Genomic DNA, 18,171 nt, shown 5'->3' on the forward strand with positions numbered 1-18,171 from the left:
GCTATCCTTCATACTCAAGAACCCAAAAGATTACAAATCCGAATCGCCGCACAAGTGGCCACCGATAAAAACGTGTATTGAGCCAATCAGCGCCAGGTACCTTTTTTGGTATCAAAAGTTGATACCCTTTCTCAACAATACAAAAACCTTTCTCTGCAAATATCTTTTCATTTTGAGCAATAGTAATACGCTCATGGGGACCTTCGGGCATTTTCATACCGAATTTTTCAGCGACCTCCAATACTGGCTCCCAAAAAGGATTGGCAAGGGTAACAATGATACGCGTAGAAGGAGTAAGCAAGCGCGCAAGATTGCCCATACACTTTGCTGAGTCTCCCACATGCTCGAGCACATCAGTCATAACGACAAACGGCGCATCAATTTTTTGTTGCATCGTACAAATATCTCCCACTTCAAAAGTAAGTGCGGAATGTGTAGCATATTTTTTCTTGGCGATTTCTATCATCTGCGAACTCACATCAACCCCAATCCCATGAGAAGGCTCGAGCGCCACAAGGATATCTCCCGTACCACAACCGATCTCTGTGACCACGCTTCCTTTGGGGACGTAGGATCGGCACAATGATTTGAGAGAATCGTAATAGTAAAAGTTTTTCTTCTTCCAGAAATCATATGAGGCAGCGACCTCGTCGAAATGTTCTGCAACCGATCCGCTCATATAAATTTTATTTTGTGCATAGCAAAAAATGTCATTTTAAGAAGAAGCCACCCATGTCGCCAGCGTTGAATATTTGTTGCCCCGTAAGTGCGTGCCTGATAACGAATAGGTATTTCTACAATTTTGAGATTAAGCTTTGCCGCACCAAACAGCAGATCAAAATCACCAAACGGATCAAAATCGCCGAAATATGAACGCCCCAAAGCGATCTTCTCATAGTCAGACTTGAAAAGCACTTTGGTACCGCAAAGTGTATCTTTGAGTCGCTGACCTAACAACCACGAAAACATGATACTAAAAAACTTATTGCCCAAGATATTGAGAAAGCGCATCGATTCTTCTTCGAGCGGGTAGACAAGACGCGAACCGTTAATAAACTCCCCCCTGCCTGATGCAATCGCGCGGTAAAACTTTGGCAAATCTTCGGGAGGCATAGTAAGGTCAGCATCAAGAATCATCAATATCTCGCCCTTGGCCATTTCAAATCCGAGACGCACCGCATCCCCCTTGCCCCTACCTTGTTGCTCGGCAAAACGAATATTGCGCCGGCCTGCGTATTTTTCGGCGACGCGCTTGATCTCATCACCCGTGCCATCATTTGAATGTCCTTCGATGAAAATAATTTCCTGATAGGTACCAAAGTTTGGTATGCGCAAAATCGCGTCTTCAATGTTGCCCCGCTCATTGCGCGCAGGGATGATAATTGATACCGAATGGTCCTTGGTATCCTGCGGGCGTGGGCGTGCGACAATGTAGTGCACCAATCCCAACCGAGAAAGGAGCGGTAAATTGCCAATAATTTTATTCATAAATGCCGAGACGAGCGGAATATAAAACGGTAGAGACATCTTGGTTCCTGATTTGATAGCCTCGAAGCCCGCCAAGTGCATCATGTTTTCGATATCTTTGGGTGAGAGCCAATTTTGCAAAGGCTGACGTGCCTTGAGACCCAAAGACTCTGCTGCGCGTAACATCGGTTCCCAGAAATAATTATAGTAGGTCACAATCACGCGCGTACGTGAGTGGCTGACCCCGTTGAGCGCATAAAAAGCTTTTTCAATATCATCGAGCGAACTGATGAGATCAGACATAATGACATAATCAAAACGTTCGCCAAGCGCGAGCGCTTCAGCATCAGCAACTTGCCATTCGAGTTTTGGATGTTTTGTCTTCGCTTCCACTACCATCTTGGGACTAATATCAACGCCTACACCGCGTGCAGGCTCAAGACTAGCAAGAAGATCGCCCGTACCCGCACCGATATCAAGTACCTGCGCATGCGCAGGTACAAAAAAACGTAACAATCGCAAAAGTTCAGCGTGATAATAACTATTGCGCGCCCTCCAACGGTCGCGCGCAGGCGCGATACGATCAAAATATTCAACGAGTGATTGTTTTTTAGCTTGTGTGGGATTCATACCATTGGATTGTTTTTGCGAGACCCTCATCGAAGTTCGTTGTTGCACGAAATCCAAACTCTTTCTCTGCCTTAGATGTATCGAGCATCCGTCGCGGCTGACCATCAGGCTTTGAGTTATCCCATTTAATTTCGCCCTTGAATCCGACGAGCTTGCAAACCTTCTCCGTCAAATCTTTGATTGATATTTCCATACCAGATCCAAGGTTTATCGGATCAGGTTTATCATAATGCTGCGCTACCTGCACGATAGCGCGCGCCGCATCTTCAACATACAAAAACTCACGCGTCGGAATACCCGTCCCCCACGCCTCGATATATGCTTTGCCGCTATCCCGCGCCTCGATTGCCTTACGAATCAACGCAGGAATTACATGAGAAGAATCTGGATTAAAATTGTCGCGCGGTCCATATAAATTGACCGGGAAAAGAGTCACCGCATTAAAATTGTACTGAGATCTATAAGCCTGCGCCTGTACGAGCAACATTTTTTTTGCAAGCCCGTAGGGAGCGTTTGTTTCTTCCGGATATCCGCTCCATATGTCTTCTTCTCGAAATGGCACGGGAGTAAATTTTGGATAGCTACAAATAGTAGCGAGTCCTACAAATTTCTGAACACCCGCTCGATGAGCCGCATCGAGTATTTGCGCCCCCATGACAAGATTGTCATAGAAAAGCTCGCCTGGCTTTTCTCGATTATAGCCAATCCCTCCAACATTTGCTGCCAAATGAATCACCATATCCTGCCCCGCGACCACCTTTTGACAAACTGCCTTGTCGCGAAGATCGTGATCAGCAGAACGCGGGATAAAAATATTTTCTTTTTTTACCCCTGATCGCAGCAATTCTTCGACAACAAATGATCCGAGAAACCCCGCCCCTCCTGTCACTAGAATTTTCTTATCTTGAATGTCCATAAATCACTTAAGCTCTATGCCAACTGCCTTGCAATCAGCTTCGAGCATGATGTGTGCCAACTCCTTAAACGTTACCTTCGGCTCCCAACCGAGCTCGCGTTTTGCCTTCGAGTAATCTCCAATCAATATATCAGTCTCTGTCGGACGCAAATAACGATTATCGATCTCTACATATTTTTTCCAATCAAGCCCTGCCAGACCAAACACTTCTTCGATGAACTCACGCACGGTGTGCGTCTCACCCGTAGCAACTACATAATCACCTGGAGTTGGGTGTTGCATCATACGATACATTGCCTCGACATAATCGGGCGCGTATCCCCAGTCACGCTTTGCCTCCAGATTACCCATGTAAAGTTTTTCTTGCTTGCCTGCTAAAATATTTGCGATACCCATGGTGATTTTCCGCGTCACAAATGTCTCGCCCCGGCGTGGGCTTTCATGATTAAATAGTATCCCATTGCATACAAACAGATTGTACGCCTCGCGATAATTAACCGCGATCCAGTACGCATATACTTTTGCTACCGCATACGGACTGCGAGGATAAAACGGCGTAGTTTCCTTTTGCGGAGTCTCCTGCACCATACCGTACATCTCAGAGCTTGATGCCTGATAAAACTTGGTGCCCTCTAACCCTGCATCGCGAATCGCATCAAGCATACGCAATGTGCCAAGCGCAGTTACATTGCCAGTATATTCAGGCACATCAAAACTAACGCGCACATGACTTTGCGCACCCAAGTGATACACCTCGTCAGGGCGGACGGTACGCACCAAATGATTGATAGAACTTGCATCAGTAAGATCCGCGTAATGCAAAAATAAATTACCCCCTTTTTCGTGAATATCATGATGCAAATGATCGATTCGCGAAGTATTGAGCGAGCTTGAACGCCGCATAAGGCCGTGTACCTGATATCCCCTTTCTAGAAGAAACTCGGCAAGATATGAACCATCTTGCCCCGTGATACCCGTGATAAGCGCTTTTTTCATAGGTGAAAAAATAATATCACGCGTGCGCCTTTTGTCTATATAACCCTGACGCCTTCCCTGCGCCTCGTGCAAAAAAGAAAAAATATATTGGGACAACGGGCGCTAAATACCGCGTCTCCATAGGAATAATAATAAGTGCGTGCATGATATTAAAGTAAACGAGGAGTACTGCTAAAAACATCAACCGGCGATCAGTCACAATACCCCAATCCCACATGCCATAGACAACAACGGCAAGAAATAAAAACCATACGCCACGCACCAGAACAATAAGACCGAGCTTCACTACGATAGGTAGATGCTCCCGCGTACCCGTCAAAAAATGCGTCATCGGAAATCCACGATGGTTACTGGGCGCGTTAAGCTCAAAGAATGCCGGGGCACTCATCACTAAAGAACCAACTGGATGCGCACGAAGCATAGCAACACCCTGGGCAAGGAATTCTTTGTCAATCTCAAAATCAGTCTTTCCTGCAGTACGCCACTCTTCCCATATACGTTTGACACTTCCATTGATCTCGCCAGGCAGCGGACGCAAAGCATATCCTGGGAACACAAGATCGGCCACATAATCGCCTGCTATCGCTGAAATACTATAAGCAGCAAAATCATGCCACGATGACTGCGCGAACACGCCGCGCACCCAAACAATATGCCCCGTCTGTTCGATTTGATAGTCGTCAAATAAAATCTGATTGCGCGCCATCCATCCACCCACCAGTAGTATGATCATGAGAAGCGCAACCACTCCCTGCCGCCTCTGCTCCCAAAAAGCAATAGCCAACAAAAACGGTATCGCGTACAAAACAACGGGTTTGGTCAAAATCAAAATAGCAAATAACAAACCCCACGCAACGGCACCTCGGTAAGAAAATTTGCCGAGTGAGCGCAGAGTCAATAGTACGCCTCCCGCCAGCAATGTGATAGCAAGGAGGTCAGAACCGATTTTAAAAACATAAAAAAGCTCCCACCATGCCAGAGAAAACAAAAGCGGCATAAGATATACAAGCGGCCCTGAAAAAAATATCCTACTTATCGATAAAAGAATAAGAATAGTGAGTATTAACAGCCCTGCCTGCAACAACCAAACCGAGTGCGGACGGCGTCCCAGCGTACCGTAAGCTCCCGCTAAAAACAGCGAATAGACTGGGGGCTTACGAAATTCGCTTGTATCATCACAAAACGATCCTTGGTCAAGCAAACTAAACGCTTTTTCATTATAGAAGCGGGAGTCATCGCGGTACTGAGAAAAATTGCTAAGCGCCAAGGTGCCACCAACAACGCCTACGACAACGCTCGTCGTAAGACCGAGTATGACGATGCCTGCCGCAACTAGTTTTTTTTGCATACAAACACGAGATCGAATGAAATATATTTCATGAGCGGAAGAGCTGACAACATACGATCAAGTGCGAACATAGAACGTACACCGAATATACGATAAAAGATTTTAGGAATCATACCAAACCCATAGAATCGCTCTATCATGAATCCGTGTGATGCCATCATGCGACCTGCATGCCAATATGAACTTGTATTGAGCTGACGGCCACGCAACCAGAAATATATTTTTGTAAATATACGATGACTCCAAATATTGCCGTGCATGTTAAAAATCATACGCCCATCATGTGTGAGCTTGGGCACCAATACTACAAGCATCTCATCTCGCAGTTGCGGCGACGAATTGAGAAACACGCGAAACGCAGTAATAAGCTGAAACTCACGGCCTTTGAGTACATCATTTTTTGTAAGATCGGCAGAGATGAGTTCAGTGCGTATCAGTTTGGCACGCGCGTACTCCAGCATGGAATCGGCGATATCAACGCCTACCGAACGCTCGACTATCTGTTCAACTATGGCAGTGATACGACCGGTACCGCAGCCAAAATCGAGCGCCGAGACCGAACCGGCTTGTTTTTTAAAACGGGTGATTTCCTCGCGCAACAAATCCTGCTCCCACCACCAAAGAACATCATCGTAAGAATTTTTCCGATAGATATCTTCTTCATAGTGGCGGCTTTTCTCTCGGCTAATATGTGAATCACGATAGTCTCGCACCATACGCTAACGATAGCAAAAAGCCTTATAGGATGCTAGATTACAAATATCATGCTCGCGGCGTTTATGAACAAGATGGAACGACTCTTTGGCTTCAATGTGTCATACCTCGCGCGCGGGAGTTTCTGGCTCAGTTTGGGACAGCTTGCCACAATGAGCAGTGCTTTTTTTCTTTCGATTGCGTATGCCAGGTTTCTACCAAAGAGTGTGTATGGTGACTACCGTTATATATTGAGCGCTCTGAGCATCGTAGGTATTTTTGCGTTACCTGGTATTGGTACTTCGATTACCCGCAGCGTTGCGCGCGGATTTGATGGAACCTTTCGCCAAGGAAGTAAATATATATTTTTTGGATCGTTTGGGATCAGTTTGGTGGGGTTTGGCATTGCATCATATTTTTTTATCACGGGCGATACAACGCTTGCATGGGGCTTTATCATCGCCTCGCTCGTCGTACCAGCGGTAGAGGGCCTTGGCAATTGGCGTGCATATTTTGATGGTAAAAAAGAATTTCGCGCAAAAACGATTCTCAATATCATCGATCAACTCTTTTATTTCTGTTCGATGGCCATGGCTATTGGTGCTATCTTTTATTTTCGCCTCTCACCAGCATCAAGCCTTCTTGTACTCCTTGCCGCCTATTCACTTGGTGAAGGATTGCCTAATATATTCTTTTATCTACAAACGCTACGAAAAATACCGAAAGAGGTGTCTATAGAACCCGGCTCAATTCACTATGGCCTCCAATTGAGTCTCGTGAATATACCCGCAACTGTCGCAAATTATCTCGACGCTGTACTCATCCATATGTTTTTGGGGCCTGCAGCACTCGCTACCTATTCATTCGCGATAGCGCTTCCCGAGCAAATCAAATCTCTCTTGGGTACATTTGCTGATGTGACATTTCCCAAGATTGCGGCGCATCCAGATACCGTAGGCCTACAGGATACCCTTCTTAAAAAAGCGCTCCGCGCGACAGCGATCAGCGCACTCATCGTACTGCTCTATATCATTGCCGCTCCGTGGATTTACCAGCTATTGTTCCCTCGCTATATCGAGTCTGTATTACTTTCACAAGTCTTTGCACTCTCACTGGTCATCTTCCCCTTTACGATTTTTAATACCGCCATGAAAGCAACTGGGGATATTAAAAAAATCTATATCTACAATATTATCTCACCGCTTATTCAAATCGTGGCGCTTGCACTCCTCATCTATCCGTATGGCCTTTGGGGTGCGGTTGCGGGGCGCATCATCGGCAGAATTACCAATATTATGCTACCGATTTTTCTTTTTCAAAAACACCGATAAGTCGCTTTGCTTGTAACGGCTGCGCAGTATTGATAAAGCGCGAATATATTTTTTCCGTCCAAAATACTGCCAATGGCTTAATCCGCCACAAACGATTATCCCAAAGTTTCCATGTCAGCCAAAAAAATCTTCCTATAACATCGTCTCGATCCTGTCCGTAAATCTGGATATTTTTAAAATATTTTCGGAACAATGTCTCAAAACTTGCGGGGGTAAAATGCTCTTCGTGCTTTTCAATCACCTTCATGCGTGTTGAGGGCGCCGATACAATAAGCTTACCTCCCGGCTTCAATACGCGCGACAACTCTTTCAGTATCAAATCGCGCTCTTCTGGAGTTAAGTGCTCGAGCACTTCGATAAGAAAGACAACATCGAACGATCCGTCGGGAAATGAGAGCTTTGCAATATTCGCAACTTCGAAGTGAGCCGTTTCATCGAGAAGTTTTGCAAATGCTATAGATCGCGCTGAATAGTCAACACCGGTTACATCTCCTCCGGCAAGTCTCAGCAAGTGCGCAAAATATCCATCTCCGCAACCCGCGTCGAGAACCATCTTATCTTTAAGGTCGCCTGCGAGACACATGGCACGATTCCAGTATCCATAAAAGACAACTCCTTTTCGAGTATGCTTACGAATAAACCAATGGTATGGGAATTCATATTCGTGCTCTTGTACTTGTTGCGATGCTGAAAGATTCATATACGTAATTTCTGTAGCCACTTGCCAAGCGTCCGTACCCCCCCTGAACCTCCTAATGCGAGAAGAAGAAAAAATACAAAGTACGAGAATCGCCAAGGGCGCACGCGTATAGCTTCCCATATAAAAATTTTCGCTTTGCTCGTGTCACCAGCAAAAGCAAACGCACGACCCAGGGAAAATGCGTTCGCAGCATAGATTCCTGGAAATCTACTGTAAGTTTCCCGTTCTTTTTCAAACAATCGCTCTTTCGCTGTAAGACGTTTTTTCTGGTCAAGTGAGATGCTATCATTTTGGACCTTAAGCAAGACGCGAATGTTCGGATTGTATACAAACTCAAAATGTTTTGCAAAACGAATAATAAATTCGCCATCACCAAAAACTTTAAAATTCTCATCGAACGCGCCCACTCGATCAATACACTCCCTTCTCACTAAAAGTGCCTGCAAAGTAATAAAGTAATCACCGCGCAAAAATACCTTGAGTAAATTACCATCAACGGTTTTCTGATCATCACTTGGGATGCGCATGGTACTGCCATTTATATAAGTCTTCTCCACGCGCGAATACACACCCCCTACACTCAATGGCGCGGCGTGGAGTAATGCTATTTCTTCTTCAAGTTTTTTTGGGTGCCATATATCGTCAGAATCTTGAAACGCCAAGAATACCCCCAGAGACTCCCGCACGCCCGTATTGCGAGCGGCCATAAGCCCTCTATTTTCCGCGTGCCGAACATATCGCATGCGATCGTCCTCATATGCACGCATGACTCCCTCGATGCCGTCAGTTGAGCCATCATCAACAATGATAAGCTCAAAATCTTGAAAAGTTTGCGCAAGAATACTCTCAATCGTTCTCCCTATAATAGGTGCACGATTAAACACGGGAAGCGCAACGCTCACCAACGGTTTTATATTTGATTGAGTCTTGCTTTCTGGCATACTATACACACTACTATGAAATCGATAAATTGTAATCTTTGCGGGGGCAACCAATCAACTCTCTACACCAAAACTCACGACCTCCTCTATAAGACAACGCAAAATAGCTTTACGTTAGTCACGTGCAATCGGTGCGGGTTCGCCTATCTCAATCCTCAGCCCGAGCCCTTCGAGATGAACAATTTTTATCCTGATAACTACCGTCCACACCAAACAAAAACCGTAGATGGACGCGTCTATACTCTACCCAAAGAATCCACACGGCGCGTGCTCGATGTCGGCTGTGGATGGGGCGATCTACTCCTCGAGCTTGCTCAGAAATATCCGACGTGGGCTCTTTATGGCGTTGATTTTGATGAGCGTGCTGTGCACCAAGCCCAGCAATATGGCTTTCCCGTATCCTATGGCTCGGTGAATGATGCGAAGTATGAAAACGATTTTTTTGATGAGATCTATATGAATCACGTCCTCGAACACGTACATGATCCATCGAGTATGATCAAAGAAATAAATCGCATCCTCAAACCCGGCGGCACGCTCCATGTCCTCATACCAAATTTCCGTAGTCTCTCGCGTATGCTTTTTCGGCAATACTGGTATCACATTGACTCACCGCGCCACCTCTATCACTTCACCCCGCGCACACTCACACGCATGTTGAAAGAAAACGGATTTGCAGAGGTACATACCTCATTTGTCCCCTCGCCTAAATATTTTCTGCAAAGCTTGTCGCTCTGGAGATCGGGTAAAAAAAGAAAATGGCCGCGTGCTATCTGGCGACTATTTACACTCCCCGCTCATGCTATTTCATGGCTCGGTCTTTCGAGCACCATGAATGCGACTGGAAAAAAATAGTTAGTTTGTATCACGTTTCAAGACAAAAAATCGATGATGAGGATTTTCATATACACGATACGTACTCTCAAGGATGAGGCCAGAATCTTTCATCGTTTGCAAAACGCGCGATAGCGGATAGTCCTTTTTGCCTATTTCCCAAAAATGCCCGCCTTTAGTAAAGCTGTGGGATCGTGGAAACAAGGGAACAGTCACCAGCAATTGGATCTTCGTAACTCCTGGTATCGGAAACTCAATTCGTCCTACGCGAGTGGCATCGGGCAATGAAATGATCACCTTCTTTGATGAAACACGCGCCAGCTCTTTGAGCACACTGGGGAAATCTTTGTACTCAAGATGTTCGATAACCTCATACGCAGTCACCACATCAAATACTCTATCCTCAAACGGCAACGATCGAATATCGGCAACTACATCGGGATGGAGCCGCTCGTCATGATCAACGGTCGTGACATCAAGTCCTTTCTCTCGCAAATACCGGGCAACAAAATTATTACCAATACCAATCTCGAGAACGCGCGCCGGCTTGCACTTCAAAACCTCACCAATTTGGTACCAATAACTTACGAAACGTCGCTTTGAATCATATTTGGCATCGTAATGATCAGGCGACTCTTTGTGTTCCATGATACTTATTATTTAGTAAGGAGGCCCCGCTCTTTAAAAGCTGCTAAAAGTACTTCGGCAACAGTCTCATGCCCACGAACACTAAAATGATGATCAATGGGCATGTAGAGCCGCTCTCCCTGCTCAGCTCGATGCAAAAACACATCATGTGGATCGATAGGCAATGTCCCGATATTTTCTCCGATACGCGACGCTTGTTGATACGGCAACGTTAAATTGTATGATTCATTTTTGAGTTGGGGAAATTTTTGCGCCGATTGGTCAAGTAGATTTTTCCAATCATCGGAGTATATCTCAACTCTATTTGGAATCATAAACAACACGAAGTTAGCGCCCGCCTCCTCGGATAGTTTTTTTGATCGTCTCAGCATCTCTTCACTAATACGCCACGCTTCTTGCCACTCACTTCGCGCCTGTGCCTTTTCGCTATAGGTCTCGAAAAAAACGAGGGGCGTTTCTTCCCGCGTTACCGCTGCATGTTCTGCGTCTCTCGCGGCCAAGTTCTTAATATTACTTTTAACCAAAAAATATTTTTGCACCGCCCACCGATATACATGAAAATGATTACGGAGAAAACTCCAAGGGAAACCCTGCGCCGGATTATGAGGCGATATAAAACGTTCTGTACCATTTTCAAAAACAATAAATGGATGAACGGGGGTACCAAGCTGTGGCACATTGTCCGCCACATCATTAAAAAAAGAGGTGGCGAAAATGACAATATCGGGATGATAGGCAAGCGCATACTCCCGCAATGTCAGATACTGCTGAGTCACACTCATGCCGCGAATACCAAAATTTAATACTTCATACGAATATCCTTCGCTCTGCAGTTTTGCTTGCAGCACACTCGCAAAGTCTTTATCGTCGTCAACTTGATTCGCCTGGGAAAATGAATTGCCCAACACAACAATGCGCTTTGTGCCACTGGGCTTTTCTTTAGTCCTTTCTTCGTCGACAAATCCTGCGGAGTTTACGTGTTTATAGTGCACCTCTCCATCCGTTACTGCCACAAAAGTGCCGGGCCGTTGACGCATACCAATAATGGGATCGTAGACGAATGGGTTGAGTGTTTGTGGAAGGAAAAACCGGAAAAATAGTTCAGTCACAACAAAAAGTAAGATGCAAACGCCGAACAAAACACTTACACCATACAACCACTGTTTACTGGAAAAGTCTTGCATACTTACTGTAGAGAAGGTTCCTTGGTAATAACGCGAAAAAGCTCGTCGGCAATAATTTTATTCGCCTTTGCGTTCGCATGAGTGTCTTCAACACTTACCCATAACGTCTCGGGAGAATGCACGCTCAGGGCGGGCAAAAGATCCAAAAAGGGTACCTTTTCTTGCTCAGCGATACCACGAACATACATAGTCACTTCGGGAAACGGATATTCTTTGAGTTGGTGGAGTTCGGGAATGCTGACTAGAAGAAACTTAGCGCGACTCTCGCGTGATGTAGCAATGAGCTCACGAATAGCTCGTGTATTTTCATCGAGCGCTTTTTGATTGTCTACTAAATAGAGATTTTTATAATACTCTTGCCATTGAAAATCGTGCGCAAACAACGGCTTTACTTTTGCATAACGATCGAATAAAAGTGCCAAAAAATAAGAATGCTTACGCATAAAATTACCAATACGCCCATGACCACGTGGGGTTGGTTCAGCATCATTGACAAAGTGCATAAGGATAATCATATCAGGATCAAGAGAAGCGCCCTTCCAATCGAATAGCTCCTTTTCCATACTATTGTTGTAGTTACCTACTCCGAAGTTGATTACTTCGTAGCGCTTCCCCGTTTCGTTGAGCATGCGTTCGAGCTGCTTTGAATAGATATCGGGGAACGAAACGCCCCAACCAAGAGTAAAAGAATCTCCCAGCATTACGATACGTTGCACATCAGATTTTTTTTGCTGTGGATATTCATTATCTCGCAAACCAAGCGAATTCGTCTTAATGGTTGTGCCATAAAAATCGCCCTCTTTGTTCGGTGCATGAAAAAATGGCAATGCCTCGCGATCAACCTCTTGTTTAATTAAAGCGCCATAACGCCACATTTCCATGTTGTAGTTCGAAAAATAAGTATAGAAAGTTCGAACACCGACTTCCCCTGCGATAAAGCAAAAAAGAGCAGTGTAGAGACAAAATGCAAGAATTTTAAGTATTTTTTTAATTATGCTGTCTTTCATAAAGGATTATTGTAACATGCCCTGTAAAATATTTTTAACCACAGGTATAACCTTTTCATATGAATATATCTCTCGTACTCTATCCATGCCCGCCTGGCCCATACGCATCCTGAGCTCTTTATCGGAAAGTAATTTTATAATCGTATCATGCCACTGGGCGTCAGTACGCGCGTGAAAGCCTGTCACGCCGTCTTCTACTACGCGGACATTTTCGCCTACAGGACTTGCCACCACGGGCACACCGCACGCCATATATTCTATCGCTTTGAATGCGCATTTCGCACAATTAAACGGCGTATCCTTGGTAGGCATCAACCCCACATCAAACTGATATTCATGAATTGCCGCTGGCACGGCGCTAGAATCCGACCAATCAAGCTCGTCCGCAAAAACAACCTCAAATGCTGCGTCTCTAAAATAATCTTTGAGTGGTTGATGATTCTGACTGCCAATGATAACCAAGCGAAAACACGACTCGCGCGCGAGCATATCAAGCGCGGAACGAATCATATGAAAATGCCCGTCTTGAAAATGCCCCTTGCCAGTACCCACCCAACCAATAGTCGCTACCTGACGCTGCTGATGCTCAACATGCAATGACACATAAAGTCCAGCATCGACGACTGTCGGTATAAATACAACGCGCCTATTGTGACGGCGCACCCATTGCTGAATAATCTCGGATCCCGCAAACACTTTATGCGCGCATCTTGCTAGCAAAACTGTTTTGAGGTATAAGTGTACCCATTCGGCATCATCGAGATCATATATCAATACTTTGCCCAAAATAAATCTACCGTACAGAACAATGAGAATTGTTTTCCAAGAAAACAAAGACTTGTGTACGATCAATACATCGTGCTGGCGAATAGTATTTTTCAAAAAAGTAAACGAGCCAAATTGCTCCATGCGCGGATAGAGTATTTTGCTTTGGATCCCATACGCGCGCTCAAGATGCTCGGCCATGAGCCACACGCGCTGACGCGAGGAACCTACTAATTTATCGCCCTTTGTAAAAAAAAGAAGTGACATAACGAAATAATGAATTCTTATATGTGTAGGTATACTCTTCTCGCGTCATCCCGCCAAATGACATCTTGAAAGCGGTAATACCTTTTTTTGACTCGTCGGTCGTATTGATACCACCCAAATCGATTTGTCTGTAACCATGATCGCGTGCGTATCGGATGAGCTCAAAGATAAGGCGACGCGTAGCAAAGCTCACGTGTTTACTTATCTCGCTAGCATCTTTGCGCACTGAAACAATCGCGTTGACTCGCAAAACTGGTTTGGCATCATAACAAATAATACTCGCGATAAGCTTCCTCTTCCAATAGGCGCCTGCGAAAAGACTTTCTCGAAAATACTCTGCTCGACGTGGGGGCCGCGCACCCATTTCTTCGAACTCGCTATAGAGATTCACTGCTTCTTCATGATTTGCATCAGGGAGCACAAAGGAGAGCTCGGGTATAGTAAATGTTCTGCGCACTTCGTTGCGCGTTGTATCACGAAACGAAGCAATAATCTCCTCATCGGTCATTGCGTCAGGCTCGATAACAATAGTCTGCTTTGTTTTTTTTGCAATACTCGCATCACTCCCCGTAAGATCGCCATCATACGAAAGGCCCGTGATATATGCATGTTTTTTTTCTTTGAGTGCGCTCGCAAGAGCCGCGTCATCAAGGATAACGCGAAGCGTGCGAGATAAAATAAAATTTCTCTCGATTACCATAGCTTGAGCGTCTTCCAATAAAAAACCGCGAGCGAATCGTCGGGGTCGGGGCGTACTTTATGAAAATGCTGGTCGCCGGTCGTCATTATATAACCCACATCACGCGCGGTGGCTTCGGTCTCCGTTGACGCGCGACCATGCGGATATGAAAAAGCCGTCACCACCCTGCCCGTCTTTGCTTCAATTATTTTTTTTGATTCGGTCATCTCTTGGTATACTTCTTCTTTTGATATTTTGTTTAGCTTACGATGAGACACGGAATGCGATCCAATTTCCCAATTCTTACCGAGCATAGCGATCTCATCCCATGATGCGTAGACTGCTGAATCATGCAAACCATCTGCATATGAAGTCGTTACAAAAAGTGTCGCTGGAATATTTTTTTGCTCAAGAATTGGCTTCGCATTGGCAAACATATCACGAAACCCGTCATCAAAGTAAATAGCCGCGACACGGTCTTGCGCACTCATGAGTTCGGAAAATTTTACAAATCGATATCCGCGTGCAGCAAGATATTCAATATGACGAGTAAAATCTTTTATGGCGATACGAATATGATCATGCTGACCGCTATCGGCAATACTGTGATAACAAACAGCGAGCCGCTTGGGCTCACGCAAAACGCGCAGAAGCGGGCCAACACCCGTCTGCCATAACAATTCTGCAATTATTGTTTTAGAGGTATTCATAGAAGAGCCTTGATGCTTTTTGCTCGTGTGTCCCAAGTATAACGCAAGGAATCCTGTCGCGCGGCATCACCAAGCTGACGCAGCCTTACAGAGTCATCCAAAAGCGCATCGATCGTTCGCGCCCAAATCGTCGGATCTACACCATCGAGCAGCACGCCATTGCGATCATTCTCAATAACTTCGTCATTGGCCCCGCCCCTAGCTGATACGATAGCCTTGCCTGCGGCAAGATACTCATAAAGTTTTGAAGAGATGCTGCTCGGATAGGAAATTTTCAGTGGATTGAGAAGGATATCTGCAATCAATAGATAAGGTGGCAGCGCTGCGGGTGTCACCCGCCCGACAATATACACACGCTCGCTGACGCCTAACGATTTGCTGAGCATCTGAAGCTCTCGCTCTTCATAGGCTTTCGCACCAACAACAACGAGTTGAGCATGATGCTTAAGCTGCAACATCATCTTCAAAAGTACTTGAATATCGTACCAAAGAAAACTACCCGCATACATGAGCACAGGTACTTCGGAAGATAATCCTAGTGATGCGCGTAAATTATTCAGGGTCTCTGGAGACATACTAAAAGAATCAAGTTCAACACCGCTCGTATGTGTCACCGCAAAGGGTTTTTGGTAACCATAATACTCCGCAAGTTTTTTAGTAATAAAAACAGCAGCAGTGCTCGCCATAAGTGCTACGCGCCAAAAAGGCGCGCCCATGCGCCATTCATGGCTACCATGCACCTCAAAGATAACTTTTTTATGCAAAACAAAACGCGCAACCCATGCCATCCACCATATATATGGATCGCGAAAATAAAGCACATCGAATACTGCTCTTTTCTTGATGACCATAGCAAAAAGTGCGAGAGTGTCGCTTTTTGCTACAAGCTCGACACTCTCTCCGCTTCGCTGCAAAGCTTCTACTGTTTTTAAGATATTTTGAGTATGCGCCCGAGAAAATGAAAGGTTTGCGCGCGTGATATAGAGAATATTCATATCATTAAAAAATGCGGCGCGCTTTTTCGAGTATATCGCTCATGTGAAAAACAAAATCACCGAACGTCGCTATACTGAGCACAATGCTCGCATATAAAAAAGCTTGCTTTGCCTTACCCAAATGCGTCATTGCATATGCACCGAAAAAAATCAGCAAAAGAAGAAGTGGGTAGCGATACCGCGTCTCGACAATGAGAGGGATGACGGATATTGGCTGCAAAAGTGCAGCTCCCAGCAAAAAACGCATACCGAGATCTTGGCGCGTCTGGAAGAGCACGAGAGCGCCTGCGATACCCGCCACAAAAAGCGCAATTGTCCAGAGCATTGATGCTGCGAGCGTTGCACGCAATTCGATAGCACGCGCATACAGATGTGGCCAATACCCACCTGGGCGCAGAGTACTAAAGTATAAAGTAGTCTTACGCACCTGGAGTTGCATGAATTCTAATGGTTGAGTGGTGAAAAATTCCCAATATTTTTTCTTGGAATACGCATCGAGTTCTTTGTGACTCATAGTATTGCGCGCTTCCTGCACTTCCGGCGTTTTTTCAAATCCACCCGTAGCACCTGGGCTATTTCCTACCCATAGATCATACGCGCCAACTCCCGTCGTCAAAATAAACCGATCAAAACGCATTGTCGCAAACACCGACCACGAACCGACAATGAGTATAGGTAATACGAGTGAGGCGACAAGCTCTCTCCAACGTTTCTGATAGATGAGTATGGCGCAAAAAAGCATCACTACAAAAAGAGTCGTCGGACGTACAAGAAGCGCTACAGCAAAAAAGAAACCCGTGATAAGCGTCAAACCTGTTGCGGGTCGCCGGATCTCAAAGATAGCCAACACGCCGAGCAGCGCTGCCAGCATCACCGCAGCATAAAGCGTCTCGGTGAGAAGGAGTCCGCTAACTAGAATAAAATCGGGCGAGAGCGCAAAGAGAAGTGCGGCGACCAAGGCTGTACGCGCATCGTCAGGAAATAGTTTACGTGCGATTAACCACACAAGTACCGTTGATACCACACGCAAAAGCGCATGCGCGACCCATACCACCCATACCTGATGACCAAACAAAAAATAAAGGCCTGCGAGAAAAAACTGGTACCCTGGCCCTACGCGGTTAATCGCCCAATCTTCCGCAGGACGATCAATATTCGCTACATCTTCGATATACCCATTACCCTGCGCGAGATTCCACCCAATGCGATCATAGCCAAGCGCATCGGCGCGCGGACGATCATGATAGTAAAAGGCGTACGCAAGCGACAACATTGCTGATAAGCACGCAATGATGATGACAGCGCGATACTGCGACCTCATCATGATCTATCAATAAGGTTAAAATAAAAAATAGCAGCAAGCGCAGCAAACCCGTCACGCCAACCTATCTTTTTCCCCTCTTCATAGGTGCGGCCATAATAGTTAATGGGCACCTCAAAAATACGCCAATGTTTACCATCAGCATTTCGGCCGCGAGCCACGCGCGCCGTCAACTCAGGTTCAATACCGAACCGTTTTGATTTAAGTTTTGGAGTAATTGTTTGGATAACTTCCTTGCGAAACACTTTGTACCCAGTCTCCATATCGGAAAGATTGAGATTGGTGCACAAATTTGAAAAAAGTGTCAGCACATTGTTGCCCAGCTGATGCCAAAAATAAAACACGCGCTGGTAATCGCCACGAAATCGCGACCCAAAAACTATGTCTGCCCTGCCACTTATGATCGGCTCTAAAAGAACCGGATAGTCCTTAGGACTATATTCAAGGTCAGCATCTTGGATGAGTAGAATATCCCCTGTGGCAAGCTCGAATCCTTTTTTGAGCGCAGCTCCTTTACCCTGATTGTGAGACATTTGCACAAGCCGGATATCGGAGCGTCCAGCCAAGAGTTTGGGGGTAGCGTCCTTCGAACCATCGTCGATAACAATCACTTCTCGATCGCCATCAAAACCGAAAGAAGCCTCCTGCACAGTATCAATGACAGACTGTACGGTCTTTTCCTCATTATAGACAGGAATGATAATAGACACCTTCATAAGTAAGAAAACGCATACCGGAG

Annotated in this window: 19 protein-coding genes; 2 read left to right on the forward strand and 17 right to left on the reverse strand. The window is 45.5% G+C overall.

What is annotated here, in order from left to right:
* Position 1: 1 nt before the first annotated feature.
* Genes AAB417_00150 through AAB417_00175 form a run of 6 tightly spaced genes read right to left on the reverse strand, consistent with a single transcriptional unit; the run spans position 2 to position 6,073 of the window.
* Complete coding sequence (locus AAB417_00150; protein ID MEK7630431.1) at positions 2 to 679, reverse strand: class I SAM-dependent methyltransferase; 678 nt, start codon at positions 677 to 679, stop codon at positions 2 to 4.
* Positions 676 to 2,097, reverse strand: a complete 1,422-nt coding sequence (locus AAB417_00155) for a glycosyltransferase (protein MEK7630432.1) — start codon at positions 2,095 to 2,097, stop codon at positions 676 to 678. The genes AAB417_00150 and AAB417_00155 overlap by 4 nt, the downstream gene beginning before the upstream one ends.
* Positions 2,078 to 3,013, reverse strand: coding sequence for a GDP-L-fucose synthase (locus AAB417_00160; GenBank protein ID MEK7630433.1), 936 nt, complete (start codon positions 3,011 to 3,013; stop codon positions 2,078 to 2,080). Before AAB417_00160 ends, AAB417_00155 begins: the two co-directional genes overlap by 20 nt.
* Before the next feature lie 3 nt (positions 3,014 to 3,016).
* Positions 3,017 to 4,009 (reverse strand): GDP-mannose 4,6-dehydratase, encoded by a 993-nt coding sequence (gene gmd / locus AAB417_00165; GenBank protein ID MEK7630434.1) that lies wholly within the window; start codon positions 4,007 to 4,009, stop codon positions 3,017 to 3,019.
* A 16-nt stretch (positions 4,010 to 4,025) separates the two neighbouring features.
* On the reverse strand, positions 4,026 to 5,357 hold the full coding sequence (locus AAB417_00170) for a hypothetical protein (protein MEK7630435.1): 1,332 nt from the start codon (positions 5,355 to 5,357) through the stop codon (positions 4,026 to 4,028).
* Entirely contained in the window at positions 5,342 to 6,073 is a 732-nt protein-coding gene (locus AAB417_00175) for a class I SAM-dependent methyltransferase (protein MEK7630436.1), read from the reverse strand. The genes AAB417_00170 and AAB417_00175 overlap by 16 nt, the downstream gene beginning before the upstream one ends.
* A gap of 63 nt (positions 6,074 to 6,136) precedes the next feature.
* On the opposite strand from AAB417_00175, the gene AAB417_00180 reads away from it, so the two are divergent.
* The gene (locus AAB417_00180; protein MEK7630437.1) at positions 6,137 to 7,381 is read left to right on the forward strand and encodes an oligosaccharide flippase family protein; all 1,245 of its coding nucleotides are present in this window, start codon (positions 6,137 to 6,139) and stop codon (positions 7,379 to 7,381) included.
* Here the strand turns inward: AAB417_00180 and AAB417_00185 are convergent.
* A complete protein-coding gene (locus tag AAB417_00185) occupies positions 7,344 to 8,081 on the reverse strand; it encodes a class I SAM-dependent methyltransferase (GenBank protein ID MEK7630438.1) in 738 nt (245 codons plus the stop codon). The genes AAB417_00180 and AAB417_00185 overlap by 38 nt on opposite strands.
* Positions 8,078 to 9,022: a glycosyltransferase gene (locus AAB417_00190; protein ID MEK7630439.1), complete on the reverse strand. Its 945-nt coding sequence runs from the start codon at positions 9,020 to 9,022 to the stop codon at positions 8,078 to 8,080. Before AAB417_00190 ends, AAB417_00185 begins: the two co-directional genes overlap by 4 nt.
* Before the next feature lie 15 nt (positions 9,023 to 9,037).
* Here AAB417_00190 and AAB417_00195 point away from each other — a divergent pair, with 15 nt between their 5' ends.
* The gene (locus AAB417_00195) at positions 9,038 to 9,877 is read left to right on the forward strand and encodes a class I SAM-dependent methyltransferase (protein MEK7630440.1); all 840 of its coding nucleotides are present in this window, start codon (positions 9,038 to 9,040) and stop codon (positions 9,875 to 9,877) included.
* Here AAB417_00195 and AAB417_00200 read toward each other — a convergent pair whose 3' ends face one another.
* From AAB417_00200 to AAB417_00240, 9 genes are read right to left on the reverse strand one after another with little or no spacing between them, the layout of a single operon-like run.
* The gene (locus AAB417_00200) at positions 9,878 to 10,504 is read right to left on the reverse strand and encodes a methyltransferase domain-containing protein (protein ID MEK7630441.1); all 627 of its coding nucleotides are present in this window, start codon (positions 10,502 to 10,504) and stop codon (positions 9,878 to 9,880) included.
* Between the two features lie 8 nt (positions 10,505 to 10,512).
* A complete protein-coding gene (locus AAB417_00205) occupies positions 10,513 to 11,688 on the reverse strand; it encodes a hypothetical protein (protein ID MEK7630442.1) in 1,176 nt (391 codons plus the stop codon).
* A 2-nt stretch (positions 11,689 to 11,690) separates the two neighbouring features.
* Positions 11,691 to 12,695, reverse strand: coding sequence for an SGNH/GDSL hydrolase family protein (locus AAB417_00210; GenBank protein ID MEK7630443.1), 1,005 nt, complete (start codon positions 12,693 to 12,695; stop codon positions 11,691 to 11,693).
* Between the two features lie 6 nt (positions 12,696 to 12,701).
* Positions 12,702 to 13,727, reverse strand: a complete 1,026-nt coding sequence (locus AAB417_00215) for a glycosyltransferase (protein MEK7630444.1) — start codon at positions 13,725 to 13,727, stop codon at positions 12,702 to 12,704.
* Positions 13,696 to 14,427, reverse strand: coding sequence for a peptidoglycan bridge formation glycyltransferase FemA/FemB family protein (locus AAB417_00220; protein MEK7630445.1), 732 nt, complete (start codon positions 14,425 to 14,427; stop codon positions 13,696 to 13,698). The genes AAB417_00215 and AAB417_00220 overlap by 32 nt, the downstream gene beginning before the upstream one ends.
* On the reverse strand, positions 14,421 to 15,116 hold the full coding sequence (locus tag AAB417_00225) for a polysaccharide deacetylase family protein (protein MEK7630446.1): 696 nt from the start codon (positions 15,114 to 15,116) through the stop codon (positions 14,421 to 14,423). The genes AAB417_00220 and AAB417_00225 overlap by 7 nt, the downstream gene beginning before the upstream one ends.
* Positions 15,113 to 16,111 carry a glycosyltransferase gene (locus tag AAB417_00230; protein MEK7630447.1) on the reverse strand — a complete coding sequence of 333 codons (999 nt, stop codon included), beginning with the start codon at positions 16,109 to 16,111 and terminating at the stop codon, positions 15,113 to 15,115. Before AAB417_00230 ends, AAB417_00225 begins: the two co-directional genes overlap by 4 nt.
* Before the next feature lie 4 nt (positions 16,112 to 16,115).
* Entirely contained in the window at positions 16,116 to 17,435 is a 1,320-nt protein-coding gene (locus tag AAB417_00235) for a glycosyltransferase family 39 protein (protein ID MEK7630448.1), read from the reverse strand.
* Positions 17,432 to 18,148: a glycosyltransferase family 2 protein gene (locus tag AAB417_00240; GenBank protein ID MEK7630449.1), complete on the reverse strand. Its 717-nt coding sequence runs from the start codon at positions 18,146 to 18,148 to the stop codon at positions 17,432 to 17,434. Before AAB417_00240 ends, AAB417_00235 begins: the two co-directional genes overlap by 4 nt.
* Between the last annotated feature and the right edge of the window lie 23 nt (positions 18,149 to 18,171).

The organism is Patescibacteria group bacterium, assembly GCA_038064855.1.
Lineage (GTDB): Bacteria > Patescibacteriota > Minisyncoccia > Ryanbacterales > GWA2-47-10b > SICQ01.

What these genes read in the sequence shown, in the direction of transcription:
- AAB417_00150 (MEK7630431.1), bottom strand. Translation starts at nt 679, where the DNA reads ATGAGCGGATCGGTTGCAGAACATTTCGACGAGGTCGCTGCCTCATAT.
- AAB417_00155 (MEK7630432.1), bottom strand. Translation starts at nt 2,097, where the DNA reads ATGAATCCCACACAAGCTAAAAAACAATCACTCGTTGAATATTTTGAT.
- AAB417_00160 (MEK7630433.1), bottom strand. Translation starts at nt 3,013, where the DNA reads ATGGACATTCAAGATAAGAAAATTCTAGTGACAGGAGGGGCGGGGTTT.
- gmd (MEK7630434.1), bottom strand. Translation starts at nt 4,009, where the DNA reads ATGAAAAAAGCGCTTATCACGGGTATCACGGGGCAAGATGGTTCATAT.
- AAB417_00170 (MEK7630435.1), bottom strand. Translation starts at nt 5,357, where the DNA reads ATGCAAAAAAAACTAGTTGCGGCAGGCATCGTCATACTCGGTCTTACG.
- AAB417_00175 (MEK7630436.1), bottom strand. Translation starts at nt 6,073, where the DNA reads ATGGTGCGAGACTATCGTGATTCACATATTAGCCGAGAGAAAAGCCGC.
- AAB417_00180 (MEK7630437.1), top strand. Translation starts at nt 6,137, where the DNA reads ATGAACAAGATGGAACGACTCTTTGGCTTCAATGTGTCATACCTCGCG.
- AAB417_00185 (MEK7630438.1), bottom strand. Translation starts at nt 8,081, where the DNA reads ATGAATCTTTCAGCATCGCAACAAGTACAAGAGCACGAATATGAATTC.
- AAB417_00190 (MEK7630439.1), bottom strand. Translation starts at nt 9,022, where the DNA reads ATGCCAGAAAGCAAGACTCAATCAAATATAAAACCGTTGGTGAGCGTT.
- AAB417_00195 (MEK7630440.1), top strand. Translation starts at nt 9,038, where the DNA reads ATGAAATCGATAAATTGTAATCTTTGCGGGGGCAACCAATCAACTCTC.
- AAB417_00200 (MEK7630441.1), bottom strand. Translation starts at nt 10,504, where the DNA reads ATGGAACACAAAGAGTCGCCTGATCATTACGATGCCAAATATGATTCA.
- AAB417_00205 (MEK7630442.1), bottom strand. Translation starts at nt 11,688, where the DNA reads ATGCAAGACTTTTCCAGTAAACAGTGGTTGTATGGTGTAAGTGTTTTG.
- AAB417_00210 (MEK7630443.1), bottom strand. Translation starts at nt 12,695, where the DNA reads ATGAAAGACAGCATAATTAAAAAAATACTTAAAATTCTTGCATTTTGT.
- AAB417_00215 (MEK7630444.1), bottom strand. Translation starts at nt 13,727, where the DNA reads ATGTCACTTCTTTTTTTTACAAAGGGCGATAAATTAGTAGGTTCCTCG.
- AAB417_00220 (MEK7630445.1), bottom strand. Translation starts at nt 14,427, where the DNA reads ATGGTAATCGAGAGAAATTTTATTTTATCTCGCACGCTTCGCGTTATC.
- AAB417_00225 (MEK7630446.1), bottom strand. Translation starts at nt 15,116, where the DNA reads ATGAATACCTCTAAAACAATAATTGCAGAATTGTTATGGCAGACGGGT.
- AAB417_00230 (MEK7630447.1), bottom strand. Translation starts at nt 16,111, where the DNA reads ATGAATATTCTCTATATCACGCGCGCAAACCTTTCATTTTCTCGGGCG.
- AAB417_00235 (MEK7630448.1), bottom strand. Translation starts at nt 17,435, where the DNA reads ATGATGAGGTCGCAGTATCGCGCTGTCATCATCATTGCGTGCTTATCA.
- AAB417_00240 (MEK7630449.1), bottom strand. Translation starts at nt 18,148, where the DNA reads ATGAAGGTGTCTATTATCATTCCTGTCTATAATGAGGAAAAGACCGTA.